This window comes from Nocardiopsis valliformis DSM 45023 (assembly GCF_000340985.1).
GTDB classification, from domain to species: Bacteria; Actinomycetota; Actinomycetes; order Streptosporangiales; family Streptosporangiaceae; genus Nocardiopsis; species Nocardiopsis exhalans.
Genome location: NZ_ANAZ01000010.1, coordinates 169,259 through 187,671, shown reverse-complemented (window position 1 = coordinate 187,671; position 18,413 = coordinate 169,259). Strand labels below are relative to the sequence as shown.

The following is an 18,413-nucleotide window of genomic DNA, read 5'->3' as shown; positions in this document are numbered from 1 at the left end:
CGACAACGGTCGATATCTCGACAGAATAGGATGTTTTCCCGCCTGAAACGGTCCCTAACCGGACTCGTTCCCGGTACTGAACCGCCCTAGCGCTCGGCCACGCGCGGGATCTGTTTGACGACCGAACCCGTAGCCGCCTCCGCGATCTTGTAGAGCTCGTCGACGTCCGGCGGCCGCGAGGACCCGGAGTAGTCGACGGTCAGCCCGACGAGGGCGTTGTTCTTCGTCGCGACCGCCATACCGAACTCCGACATGTAGCGGCCGTCCTCACCGTCATCGGCCCCGAAGACAAGACTCCGGTCACCGATCGAGGGCTCGTCCCAGTACCCCCGGGCCTGCTCGTTCCCGAGCGCGAAACCTCGGTCGATGATCTCGCCACGCGGGAGGTCCTGGTCGAGCAGGCCGGCTTCGTCTTCGATAGCGATCTCGAAGTAGTGATCCATGTCCCGGTCCGACCTCTCACGGTCGACCAGGATGACGAAGACGGCCAGCTCCACGTCATCGTTCTCCGCATAGCAGGCCAGGACCCCGCGCAAGGACGCGTCGAAGTCGTCGAAACCGCGGCGAGCCCTTTCGTACTGGCCCTCCAGGCGCGGCGACGGGCCGTCGAAGACGTCGTCGAGAACGTCGTCAGCGATCACCGCCGCACAGTCATCGGGTAGGGAGACGTACTCCCGGCCAGCGTTGACGGACACCAGGGTGCCGCCGAGGATGAGCACCACCGCGGCGCCGATCGCACCGCCGATGATCAGGCCGGTCTTCTTCGGACCACCGGGGCCGGGACCCTGGGGCCCGAAACCGGGCGGCTGCTGGCCGGGCGGGAAGTGGCCGGGAGGACCCTGCGGCGGCTGCTGGCCATATCCCGGAGGCTGCTGCCCGAACCCGGGCGGCGGACCCTGGGGCTGCTGACCCGGCTGAACCGGCTGACCGGGGTAAGGCCCCTGAGGGCGGTACGGAGGTTGCGGCCCCTGAGGGCCGTACGGGGGCGGGGGCTGTCCCATGGAGATGCCTCGTGGATCCATGTCACTGGAAGATCCGCGTCAACCGACGACCGGAGTCTTCACAAGGGGAGGAAACGAACCCCCCACTTCTACCGGACACCCAAGGTGCCCGAACGACCACAGGCCCCTAACGGCCACTCTTGGCCACCGGGCACCCTTACGGCCTCCGCACGGCCCCGCGGGTCACGTCTCTACTTGTCGGCCACGCGCTTGAGCTGGCTGGCCAGGTCACCGCTGGCGGAGTCGATCGTATTGAACAGCTCCTGCACGTCGCGCCCGCCCTCGCTGTCGTTCACGATGATGCCACCGGCGATATTGTCCGTGAGGAAGACGCCCATGGCGAAGTTGTTCGAGGCGCCGGGGACGTCGGAGAACTCCTCACCGGCGTCGGTGGCCATGGCCAGCGTGATGCCTTGGTCACCCACGTTGGTCTGATCCCACAGGTACGAGGCGGTCATGCCGAAACCGAAGTCCTCCTCGTGGATCTCGCCGGGCAGGGCCTGCTCGTCCATGAACTCGTCGTTGAACATGGTCCCGTCGAAGATCTCCTCGAACTCCTCCATGGTCTCCGGGTCCTCGAGGTCGACCAGCTCGGCGTTGATCTCGACGGTGACGCCACCGGACTCACCGCTGCAGTTCAGGGTCCCGTAGGAGGAATCGATGCTGCGGTTGTCCTCGTCGAAGCTACCGCTGAGCGTGGGGGGTCCGTCCTCGAAGAACGGGTCGAGGATCGAGCTGTCGACCGCCTCGGAGCAGTCGTTGGGCAAGGAGACGTACTCACCGCCGGAGTTGGCGAGGACCAGCACACCGCCGACGGCCACGACCAGCAGGACCGCGGCGCCGATCGCACCGCCGATGATCAGACCGGTCTTCTTCTTCGGAGCACCGGCCCCGGGCCCCTGCGGTCCGAAACCGGGAGGGTACTGCCCGGGAGGACCCTGCGGCGGGAACTGCCCAGGCGGGCCCTGCGGAGGCTGCTGGCCATATCCCGGAGGCTGCTGGCCGTAACCGGGCGGCGGCCCCTGCGGAGGCATCCCCTGCGGCGGGAACTGCCCAGGCGGGCCCTGGGGCGGCTGCTGTCCGAACCCGGGCGGCGGGCCCTGGGGCGGCGGGCTGGGCTGCCCCGGGTAGGGGCCCTGCGGGCCGTTCGGGGTCGGGGGCTGTCCCATGGGGTTACCTCGTGGTCTGCTCTGTTGGAAAAGGGCTCTTCAGTTTTACCGGACACAAGCCGCGAAGAGTCATCCTCGGTCCTGTTCCGGTCACCTCCCAGCGCTCGGATCACGAAGGAGCACAGGCGGGATCACACCGGAACGGCGGCGGACCCGGACCGCCGGGTCCGCGCCGGACCCACAATGGGGGACGTGAAAGGAACTCTCCGTATCCACCTGGGTTCGGCCCCGGGTGTGGGCACCACACACCACGCGCTGGCCGAGGCGCGGCGCCGGGCCGAACGCGGGGTGGACGTCGTGGTCGGCGCGGTGCACACCCATCGCCGAATCCACACCTCGGCGCTGCTCGAAGGCCTGGAGACCGTCCCGCCGCTCCCCTCCGGGGCCGTGGACACCGCCGCGGTGATCACCCGGGCGCCCCAGGTGGTGCTCGTGGACGACCTGGCCCGGCCCAACGGACCCGGCTCCCCCAACTCCGCGCGCTGGCAGGACGTGGAGGAGCTGCTCGCGGCGGGGATCGACGTACTGTCCACGGTGGGCATCCACCACCTGGACTCGCTCTACGACGTCGTCCACCAGATCACCGGCGCCCGGCCCGAGTACACCGTCCCGGACCGCGTGGTGCGCGGGGCCGCGGAGATCGAGCTGGTCGACGTCACACCCCAGGAGCTGCGCCGCCGCATGGCCCACGGCGACCTGCACCCGGCGGAGCGGGTCGACGCGGCGATGGCCGACTACTACCGCGAGGGCAACCTGGCGGCCCTGCGCGAGCTCGCCCTGCTCTGGACCGCCGACCGGGTCGAGGAGGGGCTCACCCGTTACCGGGGCGAGCACGATATCCGCAACACCTGGGAGGCCCGGGAGCGGGTGGTGGTGGCGCTGACCGGCGGCCCCGAAGGCGAGACGCTGATCCGCCGCGCCGCCCGGGTGGCGGCCCGCTCCAGGGGCGGCCGCCCCCAGCCGAGCCACCTCCTCGCGGTGCACGTGGTGCCGCCGAGCGGGATCGGCGAACAGCCCACCGGGGAGCTGCTGCGGCAGCGGCACCTGCTCGCGGAGCTGGGCGGCACCTACCACCAGGTGGTGGGTACCGACGTGCCCTCGGCCCTGCTGGAGTTCGCGCGCGGCGCACACGCCACCCAGATCGTGCTGGGCTCCTCCCGCAGGCGCCCCTGGCAGTACGTGTTCGGGCCCGGGGTAGGCACGATCGTGTCCCGGGAGTCCGGCGACATCGACGTGCACATCGTCACGCACGAGGAGGTGGGCCGGGGCCGCTGGCCGCTCCCCGCGGTGGGCCGGGGCCTGAACGAGCACCGTCGGCTGTGGGGGTGGACGCTAGCCCTGATGGCCCCGCCGTTCCTCACCCTGGTGCTGGCGCTGCCGGTCTTCGTTGAGGTCGGACCTGCCTCGGATCCCTTGTTACTGCTGTTCATCACGGTGGCCACGGCGGCGGTCGGCGGTCTGCCCCCGGCACTGGCCTCGGCGCTGTGGAGCGCGCTCCTGCTCACCGTGCTGCTGTCACCGCTGCACGGGCGGCCGTCGGTGTCCCTGGACAACTTCCTGGCGATGGCGGCGTTCGTGCTGGTGGGCGCGTTGGTAGCGGTGATGGTGGAGACGGCCGCCCGCCGGTCGGCGCAGGCGGTGCGCGGCCGGGCCGAGGCGGACGCGGTCACCCTGCTGGCGGCGAGCGTGCTATCGGGGAACGAACCGCTCCAGGCGCTGCTACGGCGGATCCGGGAGACCTTCGGGCAGCGGTCGGCGACCCTGCTGGAGCGGCTGGACGACGGCCGCTGGCACGCGGTGCACAGCGTGGGAGCCCCGGCTTGTGAGTCGCCCGAGGAGGCGGACGCCCTGGTGTCGGTCTCGGACACGGTGGCGCTCGGGCTGCGCGGCCGGATGCTGCCCGCCGCCGACCGGGGTGTGCTGGGGGCTTTCGCCACCCACGTGGGGATCGCGCTGGAACACCGGCGGCTGGCTTGGGACGCGGCCGAGGCCCGTGGCCAGGCGGCGGGCAACCGGATGCGCACCGCGCTGCTCGCGGCGGTCTCGCACGACCTTCGCACCCCGCTGACCTCCATCAAGGCGAGTGTGTCCAGTCTGCGAGCCACCGACATCCGGCTTTCGGAGGAGGACCGCGCGGAGCTGCTGGAGACCGTCGAGGAATCCGCGGACCGACTGAACCGGCTGATCGGGAACCTGCTGGACATGAGCCGGGTGCAGACCGACAGCGTGCGGCCCCACCTCCATGCCGTGGCGCTGGAGGAGGTACTTCCGGCGACCCTGCTGGGCGTGCCGACCGACGCGGTGGTGGTGGACGTCCCGGGCGACCTGCCCCGGGTACGGGTGGACGCCGGTCTGCTGGACCGGGCCGTGGCCAACGTGGTCACCAACGCGGTCCGATACAACCCCGATCCCCGAACCCCGGTGCTCGTGGCGGCCAGCGCGCACGGGGACAGCGTGCAGCTGCGGGTGGTGGACCGGGGCCCGGGCGTCTCGGACGAGGCCAAACAACGGATGTTCGAGGCCTTCCAGCGCCTGGGCGACGCTCCCCAGGGAACGGGGGTCGGCCTGGGACTGGCGGTAGCACGTGGTTTCGTTGAGGCGATGCACGGCACCCTCGCCCCCGAGGACACCCCGGGCGGCGGACTAACGATGGTGTTCACCCTGCGTGCGGTGGACGAGGGCGAAGACGAAGAGGAGAGGCATGCGGGTCCTGGTCGTTGACGACGACGTGCAGATCATCCGAGCGATGCGGATCAACCTGAGGGCCCGCGGCTACGACGTGGACACCGCGGCGAACGGGGCGAGCGCGCTCCGGCTGGCCTCGGAGCAGCACCCCCACGTGGTGCTGCTGGACCTGGGACTGCCGGACATGGAGGGTGTGGAGGTCATCCAGCGGCTGCGCGGCTGGTCCCAGGTGCCCATCATCGTGCTGTCGGCCCGGCATTCGGCCGGGGAGAAGGTGCGCTGCCTGGACTTCGGCGCGGACGACTACGTCACCAAGCCGTTCGGGATGGACGAGCTGCTGGCCCGGATGCGCGCCGCCGAACGCCGGGCGGTCCCGGTCGAGGAGGCCCCGGTGGTGCGCACGGACTCCTTCGAGGTGGACCTGGGCGCCAAGCGGGTAATGCGCGACGGCGAGGAGGTGCGGCTCACCCCCACCGAGTGGCACATCCTGGAACTCCTGGCCCGCAACACCGGGCAGCTGGTCAGTCAGCGCCAGATCCTGCACGACGTGTGGGGGCCGAGCTACCAGAACGAGACCAACTACCTGCGGGTCTACCTGGCCCAGCTGCGCCGCAAGCTGGAGCCGGACCCCTCCCACCCGCGCTACCTCATCACCGAGGCCGGACGCGGATACCGCTTCGAGCGGGAGGGCTAGTTTCCCGGTGGAGGACAGCGCTTTGAACAGCAGCGTGTACGTGGGTAACGCGGGCAAGGACGCGGCCCTGGACCAGGGCTGGCTGCTCGGGCACTTCAAGGATTCCGGCGATCCCCGCCACAGCGAGGACGTCGAGATCAAGTGGGGTGTGCACGAGGCGGGTGAGGAACGGTCCGTCTGGGTCAGCGCGGAAGAACGCACGGCACTGCTCGTGCTGATCAGCGGCCGGTTCCGGGTGGAGATCCCGGGCCAGAGCGTGCTACTGGAGCAGCAGGGCGACTACGTGGTCTGGGGCCGCGGGGTCGGCCACTCCTGGTACGCCGAGGAGGAGTCGGTGGTGCTGACCGTCCGCTGGCCCTCGGTCCCGGGCTACCGCGTCCCGGAACGGTAGGTGTAGGGCGGTCCCCGCCGGGGCCGCCCCACCGCTCCGGTCGCCCTACACGCTCACCCCGCACAGGCTCATCATCAGGTCGAACTCGAACGAGTCGGCCTGACCGCGGTTGGCCTTGGAGACCGCGAAGCAGGGAGCGAAGGCGCGCACCCACTCCATCATCCGCTCGCCGTCCACCCCCATCACGCTGGAGAGCACACCCACGCGGCGCTCCACCTCGCTGATGCTGTCGGCCTTCCACACGGCCCACTCGACCGCGTCCACGGCGCTGTCGCCCAGGCAGGCGCGCGGGTCCAGGACGACCAGCCCGCGTGCGCCACCGTCGATCACGTTGCCGGGGTGCAGGTCCCCGTGCAGCGGGACCACGTCGACCTCCCCGATGGCCAGGTCGCGGGCCTTGGCCGCGCCCCGGTGCATCATGGCGGCCGGGACGAGGTCTGCGGCGGGGCCCTCCTCGCGCTCGCGGCCCCACATCTCGAACACGAACTGCACCCGGGCCGAGAGCGGGCGCAGCTCCATCCGCTCGGCCGGACTGACCTGGACGGCGTGCAGCTGGGCGATGAGGCCGCCGATGGTCTCCATCGGCGGAACCACCCCCTTGGCCGAGATCGTGTCGCCCTCGATCCGTTCCATCAGCACGGCGCCGCGTTCGGCGTCCACACCCCACACGTCGGGGACGCGGTGGGAGGACTCCCACATCCGCAGGAGTCCGGCTTCGGAGACGGCCAGGCCGCTGTCCGGGGAGATCTTGAGGACACCCTCGCCGTCGTCGGTGTGACGGACGTAGAGCACCACGGACGTGCGGCCGTGCGGGGCGGGCCCCTCGATGGTCAGCCCCCACTCGGCGGCCAGTTTCTCGACGATCGCGGGCAGCTCCGCCAGCCACTCGGTGACCTGGCTCCCGAAGCGCCGTTCCAGGCGGCGGCGCTGCCGGTCATCGACGAACTGCGCTGTGACGTCGTTCATACATCCACCTTCGGTTCGCTCACGTCGATGCCTGCCGGAGCCGGCCCCGTCTCGGTTCGGCGGACGGGGAGGTCCGCGGCGGGAGAGCGTCTTCGGGGCATGGACCGGCTACGGGGGGAGCTCCACACCGGGCTGACATGCACGAACCTTCGCGAAGGGGCGTGCCCGAACCGTCACCGCACCGCGTGGGTGTCGCTACGGCAGCGGATTCCGCACTGTGGGTGCGGGGAGTTCCCGCCCGTGGGGCACATACCCATCCTCGTGGTCCGGGTAACGGTGTCTCGGCTGATCTCGGCGACGAGATCACGCTGGGTTCCCGGTCGGGCACGTCAGGTGAGCCTCCCCTTCACTGCCCGGTGCTGGGCGAGGAGTGTGTCCACGACCAGGTCAGAGGGCCACAGCGGGGCCGTGATGGCGGTGGCGTCGAGCCCGCGGAGCAGGTCGAAGTCGGGGCCGTCGACCAGTCGCCACGCGGCCACCGCGACCCGGTCCCGGTCATCGCGGCGCAGCCGGTCGACGGCGTCGAAGACCGAGGGCGCCCAGGTGCGCAGGTAGCCGACCTGGACCGGGGAGGACAGCCGTCGGCTGAGCATCCGGGCCACGTCCATGACCACCTGCCGCTCCTCGGTTCCGGTGGTGCCGTCGGCGGCCAGAACCACCCCGTCCTCGGACTTCCAACCGGAGTCGGCGAGACGGCCGGCGAGGTCGGCCACGATGGAGGGGACAGCGCCCAGGGGCGAGGTCTGGCAGGAGTTCGCCAGGCCGGCGAGATCGAGCCGGGAGAGCAGGTGGGAGCTGGCTACGTCGCCGCCAGCGACGTAGGCGGGCACGACCACCTTGGGACCGCGGATGGAGTGGAGCGTGGCGTTGACCTCGTCGGGACTGCCAAAGGCCGCCTTCACGGGTGCCTCGCCGCGTTCGGCCACTGCCTCCGCCAGCCCGCACAGGGCCTCACGTCGGTGGGCGTCACGCGAGTCATCGGCTACGAGAACCATCGTGGGGACCATGCACGGCTCCTTGGAATCGCTGAGAGTTCTGCCGTTGTCCACCGAGCGTAAAGCTGCGTAGTTTCAGGCGGGTTCCCATGTGTTACGCGGAGGAAAACAGCAGACAATGGCTGGGATGGTTATCACCTGGGGAAGTCTTGGTGAACCACAACAATCCCCGAAAAAGTACGGCGTGTCTACTTCTCTCGGGGGTGGCGTGCGTCTCCGAACAGGAGTCAGAGAAGACGGACAAAAGCCCACTCTTTCCGCACCAGACCCGCTGACCTCGCAGGACAACCCAATTCTCCGTCCAGCCATGCCACTACCAATGGGTAGAAAGTGCCAGAAACCACTTTCCCGCATATCCAGAGCGACAAACCCTCAGAATTCACGGAAGCTCTCCAGAGAAATCCCCTCAAGGCTGCCGATGCCAATGCACGCGACAAGTGCACGGGGCAAGTGCACGGGGCAAGTGCACGTGACAGTTGCACGCGGCAGGTGCATGTGCGTCCAAATGCGCAACCGCCCGGCACTCCGACGAACGGGAAACCGGAGCGGCGCCCCGAGTAGACTGCGCCGCGCCGGGCCCGGGGCGCGCACGACCCGAACCACGGCCTTTTGCCACACCGTCGGCCCCTTTGTCAAGGGTGTTCGCTCCCCCTCTTCCGCATAACCGCACACCACTTGACGTGGGGAGACAGGGTGCGAGTCCGGCGTGATCACTTGCGATCACCCCGCACCCGGACCACACTTGGAAACCGACGGAAGGGACTTCGGGTCCCACCAGCACCCCGCTGTCCCTCCCGCACGCGATTCGGACGGCCTCCCCACGGCCCCGACACCGCGCGGCACCGAAACCCACCGAACCGCCCCCAGACTGGAGTTGAGCATGGTCGTCCACCCTCGGGTGCAGACGCTGACCCAGGCTTTCCTCGCCAACGCTGATCAGGAGGCCCCCGGGCTGGTCCAGGGTCTCTACCTGACCGGTTCGGTCGCCCTCGGCGACTTCCGTCCGCACACCAGCGACGTCGACTTCGTCATCGTCACCGGCCGCCGCTCCGGGGAGGACGTCGACGCCCTGCGCCGCATCCACGCACGGACCCGCGGCGAGGTCCCCCGCCCCCAGTTCAACGGCGTCCACGTCACCTGGGACGAGCTCAACCAGGCCCCCGGCGACTGCGGCCCCGTCCCCTCCGTGATCAACGGACGCTTCCGCACCAGCGCCTCCGTCGACGTCAACCCGGTCACCTGGCACATCCTGGCCGAGCGCGGCGTAACCGTCCGCGGCCCGCACCCCGTGGAACTGGACGTGTGGGACGAGCCGGAGAGCCTGCGCGACTGGTCCCTGGGCTCGCTCGACGAGCAGTGGTGCCGCTGGCGCGAGAAGGCCGGCCGGCTGGTTACCCCGCGCGGTCTGGCCGTCCTTGGCTCGCTGGCCCCGTCGTGGAGCGTGCTGAGCGTCAGCCGCCTGCACTTCACGCTCAAGACCGGCGAGATCACCTCCAAGTCCGGCGCGGGCGCCTACGCTCTGCACGCCTTCCCCGAGCGCTGGCAGCGCATCGTCAACGAGTGCCTGCGCGTGCGCCGCGGCGCCCAGACCCCTTCCCTGTACGAGAGCGCCCTGGCCCGCCGCCGCGCCGCCCTCGACTACATCGAGATGGTCCTGGACGAGTCCCTGCGCCCCGGCCTGGCCACCTGACCACCTCCCCCGTGCTCTGTCCACAGGTTGTCCACAAGGACGAGCAAGCCATGACGTCGGGGAACTAATCTGGGTTCATGACCATGCGCCCCATCGTCCGCTTCGGTGACCCCGTTCTCGTGACCAAGACCGCCCCCGTGACCACCTTCGACCAGCGCACGGAGAAGCTGGTCCGCGACCTCCTCGACACCGTGGACGCCCCCGGGCGGGCCGGGGTGGCCGCCACCCAGATCGGTGTGGGCTCACGCGTGTTCAGCTACGCCGTCGAGGGCCGGATCGGGTACGTGATCAACCCGGAGATCGTCGAGCTCTCCGAGGAGCTCCAGGACTGCGACGAGGGCTGCCTGTCCATCCCGCGGCTCTGGTACCGGACCAAGCGCGCCGAGCGGGCCGTGGTCAAAGGTGTGAACCTGCGCAACGAGCCGGTCACCGTCGAGGGCACCGGACTCATGGCCCAGTGCCTCCAGCACGAGACCGACCACCTGGACGGCATGCTCTACATCGACCGCCTGGACTCCGAGACCCGTAAGCGGGCGCTGCGAGACATCCGCCGCTCGGACTGGTTCCTGCCCTCCGAGCAGCCCGCGCCCACCACCTCCGTGCGCCTGCCCAGCGCCTTCGGCGGAAACGGCTGAACCCTCCCGATCCCTCCCACCGCAGCTCTGCGGCGGCTGACCTGCGGGTGACCGGACCGATCCCTCCCCTTGGCGTTCGGTCCGGTCACCCAGTCCGGGTATCTTCTGGACAGATCCCCGCTCAACCCCCACAGCAACGCGAGTCAACTCACTGTGCACGTAACGCCAAGATCTCGTATGGTCTGCTGAGTAACTCCCCTCCCGTGACGGCACAGCCGTCCCCCGGCGATGCGGATGCTCTCAGACCATCCACGGAGCAGATATGACTTCCACTCCTCGCAACTCCCCTCGTCGCGGCCGGTTCACCGCGTCCGTCGCCGTCGTCACCGCCGTGATGCTCACCGGCCTGCCCGGTGTCGCCCATGCAGACCCCGATGACGTCGACATCGACGAACTCACCGAGCGCGCGGAGGAGCTCGAGGAGACCTACGACGGCGAGCTGCTCCAGTACACCGAGATCAAGGACCGGGCGGAGGCCGCCGAGGCCGAACTCGAGGAGCTCGAGGAGCGCCTGGAGGAGTCCCGCGGCGGGGTGTCGGCCATCGCCGCCGCTCGGTACAAGGGCGACGGTTTCGACCCCACCCTCCAGGTCGTCTTCTCCAGCGACCCCGAGGACATGTTCGTCGACGCCGCCAACGTCGACTACCTCGGGCAGAACCAGGCCGAGCAGATCTCCGAGCTCATCGCTCTCCGCGACGAGCAGGCCGAGCTCACCGAGGAACTCCAGGGCGAGCTGGCCGAGGCCTCCGAGCTGATCGACGAGCTGGAGGAGCAGCGCGAGGAGGTCGAGAAGCGGATCGAGGAGTACGAGGCCGAGCAGGTCCCGGCAGAGCCGGAGACCCCCGGTGCCGGCGGCGGTAGCGGCAACGGCACGATCCCCGACAGCGCGCGCGGCGGCGGCTGGGAGCAGACCCAGCCCCGGATGGCGGCCATCCGCGACGAGATCATCATGGAGTTCGGCGCGCCCTTCCCGGTGGGCTGCTGGCGGCCGAGCAACGACGACCACGGCACCGGTACCGCCTGCGACTTCATGATGAGCGCCAACGGCGCCGCGCCCTCAGCGGAGAACAAGGCCCTGGGCCAGGCGATCTCCGACTACGGCATCGCCAACGCGGACCGGCTGGGCATCAAGTACATCATCTGGGAACAGCAGATCTGGCAGTCCACCTCGCGCCAGTGGACCTGGATGAACGACCGCGGCGACCTCACCCAGAACCACTACGACCACGTGCACATCAGCTCGTACTGATCCGCGCGAGGTCGGGGCGGCACAGGGTTCACTTCCGGCGCAGGGCCAGTGGTAGGACCGCGGCCAGGGACACAGCCACGATCGCGAAGGCCGGTCCGTAACCCATGAGCTGGATGACCAGGCCGAGGCCGATCGCCCCGACCCCGGTACCCGCGTCGTAGCCGATGTTCCACCACGCGCTGGCGCGCCCGTAGCCGGTCGGTCCGGCGCGCTCCAGCATCATGGTGACGGCCTCGTTCTGCACCGCGCCGAACCCGAGCCCGAACAGCGCCGTCCCACCCAGCACCAGCAGGGCAACGCCCGCCCCCGGCGAGCCGTCGCCGTTGGCCCACAGCCCTGCGGTGAGCAGCCCCATGCCCGCGACCGCCGCGAGCGTTCCGGGCAGCAGTAGGACGGTGCGCCGGTGGCGGTCGTACAGGACCCCGGCGGTCCACCTGCCGGTCACAAGCATGAGCGCATAGGCGGCCAGTAGTGCGCTGACCAGCCAGGCCGCCTGTTCGAGCGGGATGGCCAGGAAGGTGACGACGGCGCTGGCGGCCGAGGACACCACCAGCATGATGATCAGCGGAGCGGCCAGGGCGGTCAGGAGCGGGAGACCGCGCGGGGCGCTCGGCGCTTCGACGGCCCCCTTCCCGTCGTCGGGGGCCGCTCCGCGCAGCGCCGCGCGGTTGCGGCCGCCGTCGGCGAACCAGATCCCGGAGGCCAGTGCCGCCGCCAGCACGCCGCAGATTCCGGTGAGCCAGAAGGCGGTATCGAATCCGATGCTGAGCGCCAGCGCCACCCCGCCGGGCAGGATGACGATCTGCGGGAGCCCGACCGCGAGGCCGTAGTAACCGGTGGCCCGGCCGACCTGTTCCTTGGCGACCAGGCGGGCGGCGAGCGCCGTCCCGGCCACGGTCACCATCCCGAAGCCCACCCCGCGCACCGCCGAGATCGCCACCAGCGGCCCGAGGTCGGTGGTGAGGGCGAACAGCGGCATGGGCAGGCCCATGATGAGGGATCCGACCGGGAACGCCCACTGGTAGCCGCCCGCGTGGTCCAGCAGCCAGGGCATGGCCAGCTGGGTGATGACGGTGGTGAGCATGAACGCGGCGGTGGTGGCGCCCGCCCCGAACTCGCCCGCGCCGCCCCGGCTGGCCCACAGGGGCACGAGGGGCAGGACGGCGGCGAACCCGCACAGTCCGGCCGCGGTGGCCAGGATGAGCAGTGCGAAGCCGCGCCCCTTCAGGCCGGGGAGGTCGGCCTCGGTGAACTCGGGGTCACCTTTCCCGGCAGCGGAGGAGCGAGATCGGATCATCCGTCCTTTCTAACCGAGCCGCTGTGGCCTGTCGATGCGGGTCACCTGCCCCGGTGGCTGAGGCCTGATTCCCGTACCCGAACCAGTCAGAGCCTCAGGCGGGTCGCTCCCTCTGCGGCAGCCGCTCGCCGAGCCACTCGCGCAGGCGGGCCACCAGGTCAGAGCTGACGGCCCGCTCCGCGTGGCCCATCTCCGGAATGATCCACAGGTCCTTGGGTTCGCGGGCGGCGTCGTAGATGGCGGTGGCGTGCGAGACCGGGAAGTAGCCGTCGGCATCGCCGTGCACGACCAGCAGCGGGGCCGGTGCGACCTCGCCGGCGATCTCGCGGGGTTCGGCCGGGGTCGGGTTCCAGCGCTGGTCGGTGACCCGGACCTTGCGGAAGCGCTTCAGGAAGGCGCGGCCGAAGGTCTTGCCGATCCCGATGTGCAGCAGCCGCATCGCCCGGGTGCCCTGGTAGTGCCAACGGCTGGGCCCGCTCACGGACACCACGGCACTGGTGCCGCCGTAGATGGCGGCGTGCCGGATCGCGACCGCCGCGCCCATCGAGAAGCCCACGGCGGCGATGTGGGTGTAGCCGAGCTCGCGCAGGCGGCTCACCACCGCTTCGAGGTCGTGGATCTCGGCGTTGCCCACCGTGCTGCGGCCTCCGGAGCCGTGGTGGCCCCGGAAGTCGAAGGTCATCACGTCGCCCACGGACAGCAGACCCTCGGCGATGGCGCGGGTGTGCGGGCTGCGGTAGGTGCCGGTGAAGCCGTTGGCGAGGACCACCGCGGTGGTGCGGGGCTGGGCGCGGCGCAGCAGCACGGCGTCGATCCCCACTCCGTCCGAGGTGGTCAGCCAGAAACGGTTCTCCTGGGGCTGGGCGATGGGGTGGTCAATGGCATCGGACACCACTCCATCGTGCACGATCAGTCGCGGTGCGGGGAGCCCGGCCCCGGTGTGTCGCCTTCGGGGCCGTGGTGGCGGTCGATCCACTCGTCCGGGTACAGGCGGTGTCCGCTCTGGTCAGCGGCGGATCCAGGACCGGACAGGAAGTCACCGCCGTCCGACGCGGGCGGAGCGGACGGGTGGGGGTACGCGGGCGGCGGACCCTGTGGGAACTGCGAGGGCTGCTGACCGTAACCGGGTGGCGGCCCCTGCGGGAGGCCCTGCGGCGGCCGGTGCTGAGGCGGCTGCGGTGGGGTCGGCTGGTACGGGGGCGGCGGGCCCTGCTGGAAGTGGCCCGGCCCGGGCTGAGGCGGCCGGGGGCCCGGGTTATGGGGACCCGGGTACGGCGCAGACTGCCCGAACGGCGGGGTACCAGCAGGAGGCGGACCCTGCTGAAGCGGCGGCGCGGGTGGGCCGGCCGGTGCGGCCGCGGTCGCGGGCTCGCTCTCGGTCCGGTTGCCCTCGACCGCCTCGAACTCCCCTGTCCGACCGTAGTCGTCCTCGCCGTACTCCGTGTCCCTGTAACCCTGGTCGCTGTGACCCTGGCCCTCGTACTCGTCGTACTCGTCGTACTCGTCGTCGTAGTGGTCCCCGGAGCGGTAGGCCTCTTGCGCCGCCTCCCGGTCCGCCGCGGGTGGGAACACCACCGAGCGCAGGTTCAGCGCCACGTGGACCAGGATCGGGATGACCAGGCTGCCCGTCCCCAGGTACAGGATGGTGAACAGGGTTCCGGAGAAGCCCGCGCTGAGCAGACCCCACCAGCCCTGGTAGGCGTGGGCCACGGCGAAGACCACAATGGACAGCACGGCGGCGACCCACAGCGGGACGCCCATGCTGGCCACCAGGGTGATGAACAGCCCTCGGTAGAGGAGCTCGCCGAACACGCCTCCGGTGACCGCCATGCCCGCGGCCAGACCCCGTTCGCGGCCGGTGCGCGGCAGGAGCAGATACTGCTGTCGGCCGGGTTCGGGCAGGGTCATGGGCTTGGCGGCGCCGCGGCGCCCCCGGTGGCCCCGGTGGCCCTTCTTCCCCCTGTCTTCGGTGCTCTCCGCGTCCGCGTCACCGGGCTTCGCGCGGCGCCCGGACTTCCCCTTGCCGCCCTTACCGCCAGACAGCTTGCCCAGGACCGGAAAGCGTTCCTTGGTGGGTAGGCCGTTGACCAGTACCCAGAAGGCGGCCAACGCGATGAGCCCGCCGACCGCGGCGCCCACGATGGGCCCGAACGCGTCAGGGGTGCGCAGTCCCAGATCGACCAGGTTCAGCGCGGGCGAGATGAGCAGCACCACGAGGACCATCAGGCCCCACAGGACGTGGATCGCCACCGTGACGGCGTACAGCAGGCCGAGGGCGCGCTCGTCGCCGTCTCTGCGACGTGACAGCCACGAGAACGCACGCCGACCGAGCAGGGGCTCGCCGAACGCCGCAAAGAACAGCAGCAGGACCGTCAGAAGGGTCCCGGCGAGACTGAATTGAGGAAGACTTTCCGACCATGGCACGGGCACAGCCTAGAAGAACATCCCGGGTCATAGATCCCGAAAGGCCCCATCCGGGATATCGACCAGGTGACCTCTTGTTATCGGGGCCGCGAAGAGCGACCGTAGAGAGTGTCACAGGTCACACTTTCGGTGGTCTTGGTCGGCCACCGCCAAACCCCGAAGGGCTGGGTAGGCAAGGATGGTAGACCGAGCCGTAGCCGTACCGAGGGCCGCCAGGCCCCAGGACATTCGTAACATCGCGCTGGTCGGGCCGACCGGCGCGGGCAAGACGAGCCTGGTCGAGGCGCTGCTCCTCGCCGCCGGGGAGATCAAGCGCCCCGGCCGTGTGGAGGAGGGCACGACCGTCAGCGACCACGACGAGGTCGAAGTCCGCCAGAAGCGCTCCGTGCACCTGACCGTCAACCCCGTGATGGTGGGCGACGTCAAGGTCAACCTGCTGGACACCCCCGGTTACGCCGACTTCATCGGGGCGATGCGCGCCGGACTGCGCGGCGCGGACGCCGCCCTGTTCGTGATCTCCGCCCTGGACGGCGTGGACGGGCGCACCCGCATGTTGTGGGAGGAGTGCGCCGCCATCGGCATGCCACGGGCGGTGGCCGTCACCAAGATCGACCACCCGCGCGCCGACTTCGACGAGGTGGTCGCGCAGTGTCAGGAGGCCTTCGGGTCCGGGGTACACGCCGCCTACGTCCCCGCAGTGGAGGGATCGGGCGACCAACGCGAACTCGTGGGGCTCTGGGGGCTGGTCTCGGAGCGCTACTACGACTACTCCGACGGGGGCGGGCTGGAGTCCGCCCCCGCTTCGTGTCCGGCACCCGACTGGCTGCGTGAGCAGGCGGGCCCGCTGCGGGAGACCCTCATCGAGGAGGTCATCACCGAGAGCGAGGATGAGGCGCTCATGGAGCGCTACATGGAGGGCGGCGAGCTGGATCCGGACCTGCTCATCGCCGACCTCAAGAAGGCGGTGGCCGCGGGCGGCTTCCACCCGGTGCTGGCGCTGAGCCCAACCCGCGGCGTGGGCGTGCGCGAGCTGCTGCGCGAACTCCCGTTGTCCTGCCCGGACCCGACCCGGCGCCCGTTCCCGTCGGTGAACCGCCCCGACGGCCGCCCGGTCGAGGGCCTGTCCTGCGATCCGGCGGGGCCGCTGGTCGCCGAGGTGTTGAGCACCACCAGTGACCCGTACGTGGGCCGGGTCAGCCTGGTGCGGGTGTTCTCCGGGACGCTGGTGCCCGACGTCGACGTCCACCTGCACGGCCACGGGGTGCGCACCGGACTGGGCAACTCCGATGAGCTCGACCGCAGCGGGGACGAGGAACGGCTGGGTTCGCTCTCGGTGCCGCTCGGCCGCCAGACCAGCCCGGTGGGTGAGGTGATCGCCGGTGACCTGTGCCTGGTCTCGAAGCTGCCCGCGGCCCGAACCGGGGACACCCTGTCCGCGCCCGAACTGCCGTTCCGGGTCTCGCCGTGGCACTTCCCCGATCCGATGATGCCGGTGGCGATCCGCGCGGCCTCGGCCTCCGACGAGGACAAGCTGTCCCAGTCGGTGTCCCGCCTGGTGGCGGAGGACCCGTCGCTTCGGGTACGGATCAACCCCGAGACCCACCAGATGGTCCTGTGGAGCCTGGGCGAGGCCCACCTGGACGCCGCCCTGGACCGGCTCGAACACCGCTACGGGGTCCGGGTGGAGACCGAGGAGGTCCGTATCCCGCTGCGGGAGACCTTCACCGGTCCCAGCCAGGGTATGGGCCGCAACGTCAAGCAGAGCGGCGGGCACGGCGAGTTCGGGGTGTGCCGGATCCGGGTGGAGCCGCTGGAGTCCGGCGCCGGGCTGGAGTTCGTGGACAAGGTCGTGGGCGGCGTGGTCCCCCGCCAGTACGTGCCCTCGGTGGAGAAGGGTGTGCGCGCCCAGATGGCCGACGGCGTGGACGACGGCCACCCGCTGGTGGACCTGCGCGTGACCCTGTACGACGGCAAGGCGCACTCGGTGGACTCCTCGGACATGGCCTTTCAGAAAGCCGGGCGCCTCGCCCTGCGCGACGCCGCGTCCACCTCGGAGCTGGCCGTCCTGGAACCGGTGGACACGGTGACGGTGGAGGTCGACGACGCCTACCTGGGCGCGGTCCTGAGCGATCTGTCCGCCCGCCGCGGCCGGGTGGTGGGCACCGAGACGGCGCCGGGCGGCCGGGTGGTGATCAGGGCGGAGGTACCCGAACTGGAGATCGTGCGCTACGCCGTGGAGCTGCGCTCGGTCTCCCACGGCACGGGGGTCTTCAGCCGCGACTACCTCCGCCACGAACGCCTCCCCGAACAGGTGGAACGCCGCCTCACGAAGGAGCGCGCCGCACACTGACGCGCTCCTGCCCGTGACGCTTCTTGCTGCCAGAAGCAGGTTCGGCGCCTTGGGTTTCGTTGGTACAGCGCTTCTGGTAGCAAGATCATCCAGGTCAGAGGACGCGTCCCGGGGTGGATCGGTCGGCCAGGGCGGCGAATCTGAACGTGTTCACCGGGTGGCTGGACAGGAGGTTGACCAGCAGCACAAAGAAGCCGGTGTCGGTGTGGGCGCGGGCGGCGATGTCGTCGAAGTCCACGACCGGGTAGAGGTACTTGCCCGCGGCCAGGACGCGTATGCCCTGCACGCCCTCGGGACAGAACTCGTAGGCGTGGTTGTCGGCGGTGTACTCCTGGGCGCGGCCCAGGGTGCTGCCCACGCCCGGGATCACCTGGGCGATGGAGATGGCGAACTGGCGCCAGAACGAGGTGTGCCCGGCCGCGATGTGGCCGACCTCGTGGCCGATCACGAACCGCAGTGCGTCGGGGTCTCCCAGGCGTCCGCCCACCTCGAACAGGTCGCTGTGGATCGCCACGTAGCGGCGGAATCCGTGCCCGGAGGCGAAGGCGTTGATGGTGCCGTTGCCCAGCACGATGTACGCCTCCGGAACGCGGCGCATCCCGAAGAACTCCGCGGCCTCGGCGACCATCCGGTGGGCCTCCGGGAACTGCGCCTCGGTGATGCGCACCCCGTTGACGCGCTGGCGGGCGTAGAGCTGCCCGCGCACGAAGTACACCACCACGGGGATACTCAGGAGCAGCAGCGGTTGGTTGGGGTCCCCGGACAGGGCCCGGCTGACAGCCCCCACGACCGCGAGCAGCGTCACAAGGACGCAACCCACCAAAAGGGCGGTTTCCCGGTGATGTCGCAGGGACCGACGCACGCGGG

15 protein-coding genes are annotated in these 18,413 nt (G+C 70.4%); 7 read left to right on the top strand and 8 right to left on the bottom strand.

Translation table 11 applies throughout. From position 1 onward, the window contains the following. Positions 1-86: 86 nt before the first annotated feature. Together D457_RS0111575 and D457_RS0111570 are read right to left on the bottom strand one after the other, a co-directional pair. Positions 87-1,001: a hypothetical protein gene (locus D457_RS0111575; protein ID WP_239646077.1), complete on the bottom strand. Its 915-nt coding sequence runs from the start codon at positions 999-1,001 to the stop codon at positions 87-89. Positions 1,002-1,192: 191 nt separating this feature from the next. Continuing rightward, on the bottom strand, positions 1,193-2,170 hold the full coding sequence (locus D457_RS0111570) for a hypothetical protein (RefSeq protein WP_239646073.1): 978 nt from the start codon (positions 2,168-2,170) through the stop codon (positions 1,193-1,195). A gap of 183 nt (positions 2,171-2,353) precedes the next feature. Between D457_RS0111570 and D457_RS0111565 the strand changes: the two genes are divergently transcribed. The 3 genes from D457_RS0111565 to D457_RS0111555 are packed head-to-tail and all read left to right on the top strand — an operon-like array spanning position 2,354 to position 5,940. Next, positions 2,354-4,891: an ATP-binding protein gene (locus tag D457_RS0111565; RefSeq protein ID WP_026116552.1), complete on the top strand. Its 2,538-nt coding sequence runs from the start codon at positions 2,354-2,356 to the stop codon at positions 4,889-4,891. Further along, on the top strand, positions 4,872-5,549 hold the full coding sequence (locus D457_RS0111560) for a response regulator (protein WP_017580826.1): 678 nt from the start codon (positions 4,872-4,874) through the stop codon (positions 5,547-5,549). Before D457_RS0111565 ends, D457_RS0111560 begins: the two co-directional genes overlap by 20 nt. Positions 5,550-5,571: 22 nt before the next feature. Beyond that, positions 5,572-5,940: a signal peptidase I gene (locus tag D457_RS0111555; protein ID WP_017580825.1), complete on the top strand. Its 369-nt coding sequence runs from the start codon at positions 5,572-5,574 to the stop codon at positions 5,938-5,940. Positions 5,941-5,985: 45 nt separating this feature from the next. Here the strand turns inward: D457_RS0111555 and D457_RS0111550 are convergent, their stop codons facing one another. Together D457_RS0111550 and D457_RS0111545 are read right to left on the bottom strand one after the other, a co-directional pair. Beyond that, complete coding sequence (locus D457_RS0111550; RefSeq protein ID WP_017580824.1) at positions 5,986-6,906, bottom strand: aminoglycoside phosphotransferase family protein; 921 nt, start codon at positions 6,904-6,906, stop codon at positions 5,986-5,988. A gap of 329 nt (positions 6,907-7,235) precedes the next feature. After that, the gene (locus tag D457_RS0111545; protein ID WP_017580823.1) at positions 7,236-7,913 is read right to left on the bottom strand and encodes a sirohydrochlorin chelatase; all 678 of its coding nucleotides are present in this window, start codon (positions 7,911-7,913) and stop codon (positions 7,236-7,238) included. 868 nt (positions 7,914-8,781) lie between these two features. On the opposite strand from D457_RS0111545, the gene D457_RS0111540 reads away from it, so the two are divergent. The 3 genes from D457_RS0111540 (at position 8,782) to D457_RS0111530 (ending at position 11,475) form a co-directional block, all read left to right on the top strand. Next, positions 8,782-9,591: a nucleotidyltransferase domain-containing protein gene (locus D457_RS0111540; protein ID WP_017580822.1), complete on the top strand. Its 810-nt coding sequence runs from the start codon at positions 8,782-8,784 to the stop codon at positions 9,589-9,591. 77 nt (positions 9,592-9,668) lie between these two features. Further along, positions 9,669-10,226 carry a peptide deformylase gene (gene def / locus D457_RS0111535; protein ID WP_017580821.1) on the top strand — a complete coding sequence of 186 codons (558 nt, stop codon included), beginning with the start codon at positions 9,669-9,671 and terminating at the stop codon, positions 10,224-10,226. Between the two features lie 262 nt (positions 10,227-10,488). Beyond that, positions 10,489-11,475: a coiled-coil domain-containing protein gene (locus D457_RS0111530; RefSeq protein ID WP_017580820.1), complete on the top strand. Its 987-nt coding sequence runs from the start codon at positions 10,489-10,491 to the stop codon at positions 11,473-11,475. Between the two features lie 28 nt (positions 11,476-11,503). On the opposite strand, the gene D457_RS0111525 is transcribed toward D457_RS0111530, so the two are convergent. The 3 genes from D457_RS0111525 to D457_RS0111515 all read right to left on the bottom strand — a co-directional run bounded on the left by D457_RS0111525 (position 11,504) and on the right by D457_RS0111515 (position 15,196). Next, the gene (locus D457_RS0111525; protein WP_017580819.1) at positions 11,504-12,772 is read right to left on the bottom strand and encodes an MFS transporter; all 1,269 of its coding nucleotides are present in this window, start codon (positions 12,770-12,772) and stop codon (positions 11,504-11,506) included. 94 nt (positions 12,773-12,866) lie between these two features. Then, positions 12,867-13,664, bottom strand: coding sequence for an alpha/beta hydrolase (locus D457_RS0111520; RefSeq protein ID WP_026116551.1), 798 nt, complete (start codon positions 13,662-13,664; stop codon positions 12,867-12,869). A 17-nt stretch (positions 13,665-13,681) separates the two neighbouring features. After that, positions 13,682-15,196, bottom strand: coding sequence for a CPBP family intramembrane glutamic endopeptidase (locus D457_RS0111515; RefSeq protein WP_039831212.1), 1,515 nt, complete (start codon positions 15,194-15,196; stop codon positions 13,682-13,684). A gap of 178 nt (positions 15,197-15,374) precedes the next feature. Here D457_RS0111515 and D457_RS0111510 point away from each other — a divergent pair, with 178 nt between their 5' ends. Beyond that, the gene (locus tag D457_RS0111510) at positions 15,375-17,546 is read left to right on the top strand and encodes an elongation factor G-like protein EF-G2 (RefSeq protein ID WP_017580816.1); all 2,172 of its coding nucleotides are present in this window, start codon (positions 15,375-15,377) and stop codon (positions 17,544-17,546) included. A 94-nt stretch (positions 17,547-17,640) separates the two neighbouring features. Here D457_RS0111510 and D457_RS0111505 read toward each other — a convergent pair whose 3' ends face one another. Continuing rightward, positions 17,641-18,408: a M48 family metallopeptidase gene (locus D457_RS0111505; RefSeq protein ID WP_026116550.1), complete on the bottom strand. Its 768-nt coding sequence runs from the start codon at positions 18,406-18,408 to the stop codon at positions 17,641-17,643. Positions 18,409-18,413: the final 5 nt, after the last annotated feature.